This window comes from Vibrio kyushuensis (assembly GCF_050337325.1).
Lineage (GTDB): Bacteria > Pseudomonadota > Gammaproteobacteria > Enterobacterales > Vibrionaceae > Vibrio > Vibrio kyushuensis.
In genome coordinates, this window is record NZ_JAKJSV010000009.1 from 190,717 (window position 1) to 203,768 (window position 13,052).

The 13,052-nt window shown below is 41.3% G+C and carries 10 protein-coding genes and 1 other annotated feature; of the genes, 4 read left to right on the forward strand and 6 right to left on the reverse strand.

What is annotated here, in order from left to right:
• The first annotated feature begins 21 nt into the window (after positions 1-21).
• Positions 22-315, forward strand: coding sequence for a trp operon repressor (gene trpR / locus L4D20_RS19750; RefSeq protein WP_428803300.1), 294 nt, complete (start codon positions 22-24; stop codon positions 313-315).
• Positions 316-427: 112 nt separating this feature from the next.
• Here trpR and yjjX read toward each other — a convergent pair whose 3' ends face one another.
• The 6 genes from yjjX to L4D20_RS19780 all read right to left on the reverse strand — a co-directional run bounded on the left by yjjX (position 428) and on the right by L4D20_RS19780 (position 7,925).
• Positions 428-964 (reverse strand): inosine/xanthosine triphosphatase, encoded by a 537-nt coding sequence (yjjX, locus tag L4D20_RS19755; RefSeq protein ID WP_428803301.1) that lies wholly within the window; start codon positions 962-964, stop codon positions 428-430.
• Positions 927-3,311 carry a putative bifunctional diguanylate cyclase/phosphodiesterase gene (locus L4D20_RS19760; protein ID WP_428803302.1) on the reverse strand — a complete coding sequence of 795 codons (2,385 nt, stop codon included), beginning with the start codon at positions 3,309-3,311 and terminating at the stop codon, positions 927-929. Before L4D20_RS19760 ends, yjjX begins: the two co-directional genes overlap by 38 nt.
• 252 nt (positions 3,312-3,563) lie before the next feature.
• The gene (pheA, locus tag L4D20_RS19765; protein ID WP_428803303.1) at positions 3,564-4,739 is read right to left on the reverse strand and encodes a prephenate dehydratase; all 1,176 of its coding nucleotides are present in this window, start codon (positions 4,737-4,739) and stop codon (positions 3,564-3,566) included.
• An 11-nt stretch (positions 4,740-4,750) separates the two neighbouring features.
• Positions 4,751-4,873 (reverse strand) — a sequence feature (Phe leader region).
• 108 nt (positions 4,874-4,981) lie between these two features.
• Positions 4,982-5,308 carry a ribosome hibernation-promoting factor, HPF/YfiA family gene (hpf, locus tag L4D20_RS19770; RefSeq protein ID WP_428803304.1) on the reverse strand — a complete coding sequence of 109 codons (327 nt, stop codon included), beginning with the start codon at positions 5,306-5,308 and terminating at the stop codon, positions 4,982-4,984.
• A 328-nt stretch (positions 5,309-5,636) separates the two neighbouring features.
• Positions 5,637-7,085 (reverse strand): MltF family protein, encoded by a 1,449-nt coding sequence (locus tag L4D20_RS19775; protein ID WP_428803305.1) that lies wholly within the window; start codon positions 7,083-7,085, stop codon positions 5,637-5,639.
• Positions 7,086-7,202: 117 nt separating this feature from the next.
• Positions 7,203-7,925 (reverse strand): outer membrane protein assembly factor BamD, encoded by a 723-nt coding sequence (locus tag L4D20_RS19780; RefSeq protein ID WP_428803306.1) that lies wholly within the window; start codon positions 7,923-7,925, stop codon positions 7,203-7,205.
• Positions 7,926-8,054: 129 nt separating this feature from the next.
• Here L4D20_RS19780 and rluD point away from each other — a divergent pair, with 129 nt between their 5' ends.
• The 3 genes from rluD (at position 8,055) to clpB (ending at position 12,494) form a co-directional block, all read left to right on the forward strand.
• Positions 8,055-9,032 (forward strand): 23S rRNA pseudouridine(1911/1915/1917) synthase RluD, encoded by a 978-nt coding sequence (gene rluD, locus L4D20_RS19785; RefSeq protein ID WP_428803307.1) that lies wholly within the window; start codon positions 8,055-8,057, stop codon positions 9,030-9,032.
• Positions 9,032-9,769, forward strand: coding sequence for a peptidoglycan editing factor PgeF (gene pgeF / locus L4D20_RS19790; RefSeq protein WP_428803308.1), 738 nt, complete (start codon positions 9,032-9,034; stop codon positions 9,767-9,769). Before rluD ends, pgeF begins: the two co-directional genes overlap by 1 nt.
• A 151-nt stretch (positions 9,770-9,920) precedes the next feature.
• A complete protein-coding gene (gene clpB, locus L4D20_RS19795; RefSeq protein ID WP_428803309.1) occupies positions 9,921-12,494 on the forward strand; it encodes an ATP-dependent chaperone ClpB in 2,574 nt (857 codons plus the stop codon).
• Positions 12,495-13,052 lie beyond the last annotated feature (558 nt).

Here is a 13,052-nt window from a genome sequence, read left to right on the forward strand (position 1 = left end):
AATTTTGAATCGAGTGGTAATATGTCATTAGAGCCTCAATACCGTGATTGGCAACAATTAATGGATTTAGTTAAACATGCAGCAGATACGCAGCAACATGAGTTGCTGCTGACGATGTTAATGACATCTGATGAAAGAGATGCGCTGTTAGCTCGAGCCAATATTGTTTGTGAGTTATTAAAAGGTGAAATATCACAAAGACAAGTAAGCCAAATGCTTGGGGTAGGTGTAGCAACGATTACTCGCGGATCTAATGAGCTAAAAGCCAAATCTGAAGAAGAAAGAGAGCAGATAGCGAAGCTACTACTGAAGTAAACTTAGGCTATCGATGACTAGATAGCCTAGTTTTCTTTCGGGGTATAAGCTTAAGGAAAAAGCTACAGATTTGATTTGTAAGGTGTTGAACTGAACTTAGTGTGACATTTGATTATAAATTGCTAGGGAAGTGGCTTGGGTTTACAAATGGTATTAATGCTAAGATTAATGCCTGATGGTAAACACCGCTTCGGCTGAGTTGATTTTTAGTGAGTAACCCAATAGCACCACCTTGCTGTTTGATATTGTGAGTACCAAATACCTCGTCCATCACATCACCTAACTCGTTAGCCGTTGCGAGCTTTTTAATGACTTCTGGTGGCAACATTAAACTTGCAGAGCGAGACTCTCCACGTTGATGCAGGGACTCTATTACCATCCATGCAAAGGTTATGTTATCTTCTATACCAGCTTCTAGCCCAACGTAGTAATCAGCATTAGGTTGTTCAAGCTTGGCATTTTTTACTCGATTTAGTGCGCCTAGATGAGTTTCCTGATTCGACATCGGCTGGTCATCGACTTCGCTAGCAACAGATACTCCAACAAATTCAAAACACATTTCCGGAAATGTTTCGCTAAATGCACTCTCAACCGCACGTATCTTAGCGGGGTTAAGCGAAGCTATGACGACTTTGTTCTTTACGCTCATGTTCTAAATTTCCTTCAATCAAGTTCTCACGCCATATTCTCAGTTCATCTAATGAAAGTGGATGGGCAAAGTGAAAGCCTTGCATATAATCACATTGATACGCTGAGAGCCAGTAGTGCATCTCTTCGTTTTCAATACCTTCGGCAGTGACAACCATTGATTGTGAATGACAGAGATCAATCAAAGGTTTAATGACTTTTTCATTGCCTGTTTTTATCAGAGTTTCTAAGAAAAAGCGATCAAGTTTAATTTTTTGGACTGGGTATTGAACCAAGTGAGTAATAGACGTGTAGCCTGAACCAAAGTCATCAATCGCCAAACGGTAGTCTTGAATCGTTAGCTCATGAAGTAATGGGAAGCTTTGTGAGTCACCAGCAAAGGTTTCAGTGATTTCAAAATCGATAAGATTCGGTCTTACGTTTTTCTTTTGAGCATGTTGTTGAATGTAATTAGCCAACTGGAGAGAGTCTAACTCTGCCGATGAGAGGTTAATAGCGAGTTGTATATCATAATCGAATAAGGCTTGTAAGGCATTGAAATCAGTAAATGCGGCTTGAATAACCCAGCGATCAATCCTACCAAATAGCCCTGTTTGCTCCGCAATAGGAATAAACTCGCTAGGAGGAACGATACCTAATTTTACTGAGTTCCAGCGAAGCAGTGCTTCTACTCCAGCCACATTCTTGCCTTGTCGGTCAAAGTAGGGTTGATAGACTAAGTGGAATTCTTTTTCAATGTCGCCATTTCTTAACGCGCGTTCAATTTGAGTGCGACGTTTGACCACTAGGTCCATCTCTTTGGAGTAGTAACCAATTTGATTTTTACCCGCTCTTTTAGCTTGATACATAGCGGTATCGGCTCTAGATATAAGGGAGTGAATGTCTTGCCCATCTTTAGGGTAAGTTGCGATTCCGACACTTGCGGTTACAGGGAAGCTACCTAGTAACGAGTCGTGATTCTTTTGAATAGGCTCAAGCAGTTTATCAGTAAAGGTCTTAATAATATGACCATCACTATCATGGTGTTTTGATGAGATGAAAATGGCAAATTCATCACCAGATAATCGAGAGGCAAGGCATTTTACTTTGTGTTTTTTATGGAACTCATTACTTAGCGCTTGAATGTGATGGGCAAAGTTAACAAGCAACTTATCACCTACGGTATGGCCGTATTTATCGTTTACATATTTGAAATTATCTAGGTCGATGTAAAGGATCCAAACTTGTTTGTTGGAACGCTTATGCGACAACGCTCGTTCGGCAAGTTGGTGAAACTGATGGCGATTTGCCAATTGGGTCAGATGATCATTTTCAGCGAGAGCTTTGGTTTTTTGATAGGTGGTATTTAACTCTTGATACATTTCATGAAAGCGTCGAGAAAGGTGGGCAACCTCATCGTCCCCTTCAAATAACTCAATGTTTTTTCTTTGGTTATTTTCAACTTCACTCAATTGCTTATCCAAACGAGATATGGGACTAATCACGTGCCGGTAGAGCAAAAATGTCAGAATTAAAACTGTCAATAACGACGAAATCCCAAAGGCGGCAGCCAAGTTTTTCCCCATAGCATAGATTTTATTGTTAATGATGAAATGCGCCGGATCGAGTGTTGCGTAGAAATCGTTTTTAAGCTTAACCGTTTGAGTTAACTCAGAGGGTTCAGGAACAAGCAGTTCAGGGATGACTGAGTCTTCGGTAAAGAAAATACTGCTTTTGGTATCAAACTCGATCTGCTGACGAAGTTGATTGAATGCATTAAGGGAGACAGAAACTACTACGAAAAAGGCATCTTCATTTTTAAAATCCGTTGGTGGTTTTAAACTGTCTCGATTAAGAACATCGTAACGGACCAGTACGCCTTCCCCTTGTGAGTTTTGTGTATAGCCAATGTGAGTTACGCTTTTTGTCGTGGTAAAAATATGGTCAGCGTAAGTTCGTATTTTAGGGTCCAAAGTGTCTAAGCTATCTCTTCTGCTGTCGACGTAGAACTTTGTCTTACGATTCTTATCCAATATAGCCAGTCGACCATTTACATCAGCGCCGGACTCTAGGGAAGTAATCGATCGTTTTAGGTTGTCGATTAATTCCAAGTCTCGATAAGGGCTATTTTCATTGTGGAAGTAGTATCGAATGATGTCACTTTTAGTCAGGGTATAGGAGTAACTGTTTAATACAGAGACAGAATGACGAAAGTGGCCAGCAAGCTTTTCCATATTGAGTTGCAGATAGCTCTCTTCTCGTTTAAGTAGTGCATCCTTTTGGCTTTCAAAAATAGAATAGCCCGAGAGAGCGGCGCTTAAAGCTATAACGGGAGCGACAAGCAGTAAGATTCGAGTATTGAGCTTCATAGTGTCCTAGCCATAAGTAATACGATAGCCATAGTTAGACCTACGTTTGCCCAATATTTTGGTGTCATCCTTAACATCATAATAGTGAGTTAAACCTTGAGTTATTAACTTTTCAATATATCGATAAAGGTCAGCTATTTTACACGTATAAAAAAAGCTGACCTTTATCACGAATCCATTCGAATTAAACATTCTACGGGTTGCGTATTAAAGTGTCAGCTAGTTACGACTAATTATTAGACAGATGTAGAGTTATTGAAGCTTGACTTGAGTTGGTTTCACGTTCTCAGTCGGATAGCAGCCTAATACCTTGAGGTGTTTGGTGATTTTTGTCAGCTCTTGAATCGCTGATTGCATGTGTTCGGAATCTAAATGCGCTTGTAAATCGACGTAGAACATCTCTTCCCAAGGGTTCCCCATGATTGGACGAGATTCTAATTTCGTCATATTAATCCCATAGCGTTGCAGTATCAGTAGGGTTTCAACCAGTGAGCCCGCTTTTTGGGATGTTGACATGATGAGTGTTGTTTTAGCTGGTATTTGTTGTGACACTTCGACAGGCTTACGAGCCACTACGATAAAGCGGGTGTGATTCTCTGTTTGGTTGGCAATGTTGCCTTGAATTGGCTGCAAGCCATAAATCTTACCGCTTGATGCATTGCCAATAGCTGCGACGTCACGGCGATTCAATTGCTTAACCTTTTGCATTGCATCAGCAGTACTGGCACAAGACTCTAACGTCACCCCTTTTAAGTGATTAAGGAACTCACTGCACTGCTGGTGGGGTTGAGGGTGTGAATAAAGCGTTTTAATTTCTTCGATGCGAATTTCATCGGTTGCAACTAAGCAATGTTCAATACGTTGAGTGAGCTCACCGACGATATAAAGCGTGGTGTGTTGCAGTAAGTCGTACACTTCATTGATGGAACCTGAGCTTGTGTTCTCAATTGGCAGGACACCGTAATCGGCATGGCCTGATTCAACAGTGCTTGCAATATCTCTGAAGCTCTCACAGTTTAGCTCAACCAGTTCCGTGTTCTTACGGCTGAAAAACTCGCGACTTGCAAGATGCGAATAAGATCCTTGTGAACCAAGAAATGCGACTCGTGCTAGCGGTTTACGGCTCTGAGGATTCGCTAAGTTTTGCAAGTAAGCTTGCTGAAGTAACACTGAATCTTCGATGATGGTATGAAAGAGTTTTGTAATGTATGGAGCATCAAGGTCGTATTTACTCTGGCCATTGTTAATTAGCTTAACGAGAAGCTGTTGCTCTCGGTCTGCATCACGAACTGGCTTTGAGGTTTCAACTTTACTTTTTGCTACCTCAATACTCATTTTTCGTCGCTCAGAGATCAGGCTGAGTAATTGATCATCTAATTCGTTGAGGCGATTACGAATTTCTTCAAGTGAGTATTGTCTGTCGGTCATTATATTTCCTTTATAAAAAAGCCTCCCACTTGGGAGGCTTTCTGTTCGTTTTTGACTTATCTTCTACAAACGGTCTAGCCTCCAAAAATTATTGGAGAAAAAAGAAGTCGAAAAAAAACAGCTGAATTTGCATAGTGGTCACGGGCAAGTGAATATTTAACCACAATAAGCAAGCAAGCTTAGAGCGTCAAGCAAAAAAATAGCGCTTTTCAGCGCTATTTTTACTTTCATTCAATTTGGGTTTATTCGACTTCTTCTTCTAGCTCAGGTTTTTCAGCTCGGCGAGCTTCCGGCTTGTGACGTAACTTGTTCAACTGACGTTCAATTTTCTGTTCGACCTCATTAACAGCAGTGTATAAATCTTCATGGGTTGCTGAAGCGACTAGCTGGCCTTTTGGTACAGTAAGGACTGCTTCAAATTTCTTTTGCTTGTTAGGCTCTTCGCTAAAGCTTGTTTGGCATTTAATGATATCGACTTGCCACTTTTCTAGTTTGCTAAATTTACTTTCTATATGCTCACGGATAGCAGAGGTGATTTCAATATTTTTACCAGTGATGTTTACTTTCATAGATGCTTTCCTCTGTGTCGTCCCTTATGGGTTAACTCCAGATTACTTATCTGAGGAGAAAAAAATGTGATCTTTGTCATTATTTATTGCCGATTATTACTAATGAAAACTAAATGTGATCTTACGCAAAGAGTCTTGTTGTTCGACAAAAGAAAAGCTTGTTATTTAACGAAATATAATTAAATTGAGTAAGGTAGCACGCAAAATATTATCCGACTTTTGGGGCCTTTCTACAGCCTAATAAATCTCCCTGTCTATTTTACAATCAGCAACTGATGTGACGATGATCACACCAGTTTCTCACCTTATAACTAGAACAGTTTTTAGCTTATTTAGCCTCTATCGGCAGAAGATCTGTTTGGGTTACGCTCGCGTTTCTTTCTGCTCTAAGTTGCTCCAATGCGGAAAGCTGCTTATAGACTACATAGTAGCGATTTATATTAGCGACATAGGTGACAGGCTCTCTGCCAATATTTCGCCTGGTGATAATTTCGACATTTTTAAACCACACATTTGGATCATAGCCATGTTTCTTGGCGAGTCGTCTCATTTTTCTGATATTAGCGGGCCCTGCATTATAAGCTGCTAAAGTGAAGTAAACTTGATCGTCTTCGGTAATATCATCGTTGGTAAAGTAACGATCTTGTATAAAGCGCATGTACTTCACACCAGCATGGATATTGTTGTCGACCTTTTTAATGTTCGGAATATTAACGTTTGGGTCCTTGGCTGTACTGGGGAGTACCTGCATTACCCCAACAGCGCCTTTATGAGAAACCTTACTTTGGTCCAAACCTGATTCTTGAAAGCCTTGTGCGGACATCATGAGAGGATCAAACTCATACTGTTCAGAGTAGAGCTCAAAAATGGAATATAAGGACTCTAGTCGCTCTATCTTTTTGGGGTTTAGAAGGCGAGCCAGCCAGCGGGTATCGTCGATATATTTATTGTAAATGACATTACCTAATAGCGTTCCTGAGCGAGAAGAGCGAAGAAATTGGTCGGTGATTTTTTTTAGCTGGGGGCTATTCTTTCTCATTGCCCATGCTATTTCACCATTTTCACGTAATGGTAAAGCATGGTGAACTTGCAAATTTTCGAGCGTATTCATCCATAGCTCAGCTTTGTGGCTATCGAGAACGGTCGCTTTAATATGGCCTAAATTAATCATCTCCATCAATTCATAGTCTTGCAGAGTTTCTTCGATGAATTGAATGAACACCGGTGGTTCATCGATTGAATTTAAGTGATTGTTGATCGCTTGGAGACTCTCAAAATAACTAGAGCTAGCACGAACCCAAATTTCTTTACCGCTAAGCTGCTCAAAAGAGGTGAGTTCGGCTTCTGATTGCTGGGTGACAATAAGCTCACTTACGTTTCGGATTACTGGAGAGCTAAAGTCAACGCGCTGTTTACGTTTATCTGTAATTGTTAGATTAGCAACGGCAAGGTCACCATAGCCATTTTCAATCGATTGTAATAAATCATCTCGATGGATAGGGATAACTTGCAGGTTCAAGTAAGGTGAGGTTTTCTTTAACTGTTTTTCAAAATGATAAAGCAGCTCCGCAATTATTCCTTTTGGACGCCCGCCCTCTATATAGTAAAACCCCAAGTCCGCAGCAACTAAGACGCGAATAACGCCTTTATTTTTGAGAGCGTCGAAATCTCCCTTATAAGGTGTTTTTTGTAGTGGAGATAATTCTAACGCGGAAGCTATTGGTATGCTTATAACGAAAATTATCAATAAAAGCCAGTGGCGGTATTTGAGCGGCACAATAAGTCATCCTTTACTAATTGATACTGTAAGGGTAAGACTAAATGGGCGCATGAGCAAATATGGACATAAAAAAACCGCCTCTAAGAAGCGGTTTTAAATCAAAAGCTTAATTGTTTACTTATTTAATTCAATGAGCTCTTTTGTTCTAGTGACAGAGTCCTCAAGGCCTAACTTTTCGTAAGCTTCTAGCTGAATCTTAAGTGATTTTCGAGCGGCTTCAGTATTTGGATAGGTTTTCTGCAATTCTTGGCTTCGGTTAATCGCTGCAATCCATGCTTCACGTCGTAAATAGAAATCAGCGGTTGCTAAATCATAGTCAGCTAAGCGGTTTTTTAACGCATGCATACGTTTTTTAGCATCATTGGCATACTGGCTATCAGGGTAACGTTGAAGAAGCTTACTAAAGTCAGCAAAGGCTGATTTAACTGGCTCAGGATCTCGATCACTTCGATCAACATTAAATATGTCATGCATGAAATTACGATCTTGGGCCATATGTGTTAGGCCACGCATGTATAGCACCCAGTCCAATCTATCATGAGTTGGATTTAAGCGACTAAAGCGTTCAATGGTTGCAAGACCCAACGCCAAATCATCATTTTTGTAGTACGCATAGATGAGATCGAGTTGAACTTGCTCAGAGTAAGCACCGAAAGGGTAACGAGAATCAAGCGCTTCTAGTTGGTCTATTGCTGTTAACCAGTTTCCAGAGCGTAATGACAATTGAGCTTCTGAGTAAAGCTCTGATGGCGGAACGTCTGGAACGATTTCATCGCTGCTAGAGCAACCAACCAGTAATGTGAGAGCGAGTAAACCGGATAAAGTATAGTGTTTCATGTCAGGAGCTGATTCCTTGAATTAAATATTTCTTAAGCTTCCGTTACTTTCTTCGTCGTAACAGATACAATGGCGCTTATTTTTCCACAGTAGTGAGCATTAGTCTCACAGTTTTTGAAAAAGTTCGATATGGCCCAGCAGATAGAATTAACAAATACAGTAAAAGATAGCCAGCTCGGTCAAAGATTAGACCAAGCAGTTGCGGAATTATTCGCCGATTTCTCACGCTCTCGCATTAAAGAGTGGATTTTGGCCAGTAAAATTCAAGTTGATGGTGTAGTGGTTACCGTACCCCGCGTAAAAGTGATGGGTGGTGAAGTGATCACAGTTCAAGCCGAGCTTGAAGATGAACAACGTTGGGAAGCGCAAGATATTCCTCTTGATATTGTCTATGAAGATGATGATCTTTTGGTTATCAATAAGCCTATTGGCTTTGTTGTTCACCCAGGAGCTGGAACTCCAGATCGCACAGTGCTAAACGCTTTGCTTTTTCATTACCCTGATATCGCCGAAGTTCCGCGTGCAGGAATCGTGCACCGTCTAGATAAAGACACAACCGGTTTAATGGTTGTAGCTAAAACGGTACCGGCTCAAACGCGATTGGTTCGTGCGCTGCAAAAGCGTAAGATTACTCGTGAATATGAAGCAATCGCGATTGGTAAAATGACCGCAGGTGGTAAAGTTGACCAGCCTATTGGCCGTCACTCTACAAAGCGTACTCTAATGGCTGTTGCTCCAATGGGTAAACCGGCTGTTACTCACTACCGCGTTGCTGAACATTTTAGAGAGCATACTCGTATCCGTTTACGCCTTGAATCTGGTCGTACTCACCAAATCCGTGTTCATATGTCTTACCTGCAACATCCACTATTGGGTGATACTGCATACGGTGGCCGAGCGCGTATTCCTAGAGATGCAAGTGAAGAAGTGACAGAGATGATTCGTGGCTTTCAACGCCAAGCACTACACGCTGTAATGCTGCGCTTTGAGCATCCAGTAACAGGTGAAACCATGGAATTCCATGCCCCTGTGCCTGATGACATGGTTGCGATAACAGACGCATTACGTGAAGATGCAAAAGAAAACCATTCTGAAGACGATTATTGATGAATGTTCTCGTTCCTAACTGGAATGTTCCTAGCTGTATAAAAGCTGTTGCTTCGACACGCATAGGTGGTTTTTCAATATCACCTTATGAAGCGTTAAATCTAGGAACCCATGTTGGGGATGAACTTGCCATTGTTGAGCAAAATAGAGATCTATTTGCTCAACAATCAGCAATGCCGACAGCTCCTATCTGGCTAAATCAAACTCACTCTACAACCGTTGTTGAAGTGACTCATCCTACGCAACATGTATTCGACGCTGATGGCTCGTATACTCGTTCACCGAATGTCGTGTGTAGTGCCATGACGGCTGATTGTCTTCCTGTTCTATTAACCAATTCTTCAGGTACTCAAGTGGCGGCTGTTCATGCGGGTTGGCGTGGGTTAGCCGATGGTATTCTAGAGAATGCGATTGCTCAGTTCGATAGCAGTAGTGATGTCATTGCGTGGTTAGGTCCCGCCATAGGCGCGGAGTCTTTTGAAGTGGGCGGAGATGTATTAGAAGCATTTACCTCGTTTGATATAAAGGCTGAACAAGCTTTTAGGCCGACGAAAAGAGCGAATAAGTGGCTAGCAAATATGACAATGTTAGCGACACAGCGTCTAAATAAATTAGGCGTAGATAATATTTATTCCAGTGATTTGTGTACTTATCAGCAGAAAGAACAGTTCTTTTCATATCGACGCGACGGTATTACAGGCCGCCAAGCTGTATTTATTTGGATCGAGCCCTCTTAGTATATAGCTCTATATAATCGCTAATAACTCTCTATAGCACTGTAAGTATCACCTTTTCGATCAGTTCATTACCTTTCCCCTTGAAAATCTAGCCGCCAGTAGCCATCTTTCTAGTAAATAGTCACTCATTTATTAGGTTAGGAACATTGGCATGCGCTTAGATAGGTTTACGAGCAAATTTCAAATCGCCATTTCGGATGCGCAGTCATTAGCGCTTGGGCGTGATCATCAATATATTGAACCTGTTCATTTGATGGTCTCTTTGCTTGATCAAAACGGTAGCCCTATTCGTCCTTTATTCACCATGCTAGATGTAGATGTTCCTCATTTAAGATCTAAGTTGAGTGAAATCCTTGATCGCTTACCAAAAGTCAGTGGTATTGGTGGCGATGTTCAGTTATCAGGTGCAATGGGTACACTGTTTAACATGTGTGACAAAGTCGCTCAAAAACGTCAAGACTCATTTATTTCCTCTGAAGTATTTCTACTCGCAGCTCTAGAAGATAACGGCGCTCTTGGTACGTTATTAAAAGAAGTTGGGCTAACAGAGAAGAAGGTCAGTGGAGCAATTGATAAAATTCGCGGTGGGCAAAAAGTAAATGACCAAAATGCAGAAGAGTTAAGACAGGCATTGGAAAAGTTTACCATCGATCTGACTGAACGAGCCGAGCAAGGGAAATTAGATCCTGTTATTGGCCGTGACGATGAAATTCGACGCACGATCCAAGTCTTACAACGCCGTACCAAAAATAACCCTGTCATTATCGGTGAGCCGGGTGTAGGTAAAACAGCAATTGTTGAAGGTCTTGCACAAAGAATCATTAATGGTGAAGTACCCGAAGGTCTAAGAGGCCGACGTGTACTCTCTCTTGATATGGGTTCGCTTGTTGCTGGTGCCAAGTACCGAGGTGAGTTTGAAGAGCGCTTGAAGTCAGTACTTAATGAACTTGCGAAAGAAGAGGGAAATGTCATTCTCTTCATTGATGAACTTCACACCATGGTCGGCGCAGGCAAGGGTGAGGGCTCCATGGATGCTGGCAATATGTTAAAGCCAGCGCTTGCTCGCGGAGAACTTCATTGCGTTGGTGCCACAACACTTGATGAATACCGTCGATACCTTGAGAAAGATCCAGCCTTAGAGCGCCGTTTTCAAAAAGTGATTGTCGAAGAACCAACGGTCGAAGATACCGTTGCTATTTTACGTGGTCTTAAAGAGCGTTATGAGCTTCACCATCATGTCGAGATTACCGATCCCGCCATTGTTGCCGCTGCGAGTTTATCTCATCGCTATGTATCGGATCGTCAGTTACCAGATAAAGCCATTGATCTCATCGATGAAGCAGCTTCTAGCATACGAATGCAAATAGACTCCAAACCTGAATCGCTTGATAAATTAGAGCGGAAAATTATTCAGTTAAAAATCGAGCAACAGGCCCTTATTAACGAACATGATGATGGCAGTACTAAGCGCCTACTTGTTATAGAGGAAGAGCTTCAAGAGAAAGGGCGTGCATTTTCGGAGCTTGAAGAAGTGTGGAATGCAGAAAAAGCGGCATTATCAGGTACGCAACATATAAAATTTGAACTAGAACAGTCCAGAATGGACATGGACTTTGCTCGTCGCGCTGGCGATTTAAGCCGAATGTCTGAACTCCAATACGGACGAATTCCTGAGTTAGAAAAACAGTTGGATCTTGCCACTCAAGCTGAAATGCAAGAAATGACACTGTTACGTAATAAAGTCACCAATAATGAGATCGCGGAAGTCCTTTCCAAACAAACAGGCATACCTGTTTCCAAAATGTTAGAGGCAGAGAAAGAAAAATTACTGCAAATGGAAGACGTGTTACATAAACGAGTTATTGGACAAACAGAAGCAGTAGAAGTTGTATCTAATGCTATCCGCCGCAGTAGGGCGGGTTTATCGGATCCAAATAAACCGATTGGTTCCTTTCTGTTTTTAGGGCCTACTGGTGTAGGAAAAACCGAGCTTTGTAAAACACTGGCAAACTTTATGTTTGATAGCGAAGACGCAATGGTTCGCATCGATATGTCAGAGTTTATGGAAAAACACTCTGTGGCTAGGTTAGTTGGTGCTCCCCCTGGTTATGTCGGTTATGAAGAAGGTGGCTATATAACGGAGGCCGTTCGTCGTAAACCTTATTCCGTTATCTTACTCGATGAAGTAGAGAAAGCGCATCCGGATGTATTTAACATTCTTCTACAAGTATTAGATGATGGTCGCTTAACCGATGGACAGGGTCGTACTGTTGATTTTCGTAATACCGTTGTAATTATGACATCCAATTTAGGCTCTACGAGAATTCAAGAAAATTTTGCGTCTCTTGATTACCAAGGAATCAAAGATGCCGTCATGGAGGTGGTAAATAAACACTTCAGACCTGAATTTCTCAATCGCGTCGATGAAAGTGTCGTATTCCATCCTTTAGGTAAAGAGCACATCAAATCCATAGCTTCAATACAGCTTGATCGTTTGGGTCAACGTATGGACGAGAGTGGATACCAATTAGAGGTATCCGATGAAGCGTTAGAATTCATTGCAAAAGTTGGGTTTGATCCTGTGTACGGTGCAAGACCATTAAAACGAGCAATACAGCAAAGTGTAGAAAACCCTCTGGCGAAAGCAATATTGGCTGGGAAAGTCGATCCAGATAAAAAAGTACAGTTACTTGTTAATGATGAACGAATTATTGCTCATCAATAGTTTGCTTTGATGATAGAAAAAAGGAGTTAAACATATTGTTTCGCTCCTTTTTTGTGCGTATCGATGCTTTGTTGTGCTAGCGAAGCGGAAAAGCCAACTTTTATTGAATTTAGGCTTGCGTAGGAATCGAATAACTCTATAATGCGCAACCACTGAGACGGCAGACGCCATAAGGCTTCAGCGGTAATCAGTTAGACGGAAAGTCAGAAAGAATTAAATTTCAAAAAGTGTTTGACACTGAAACTTAAATCGATAGAATGGCCGTCCGCTTAGAGAAGAAGACTTCGATAAGCAAAGCTCTTTAATAATTTAAACCTATCAATCTGTGTGGGCACTCGTTGATGAAAATCCAAAATGTTTTCTTCTCTTTTTATAAAGAGCGGTAAAACAGTTTCTTCGGAAACACTTGGGCTTCAATGAACTGAGTGACCAATACGAATAACTACTTGTAGTTATTTGGCACAGTCAATTCATTACCATTCTGTTGGAATGGTAATAGCTTTAAAGTTACATATTTACTTCGGTAAATATTAGTTTTGAAGTCAGTATTCATTGAGC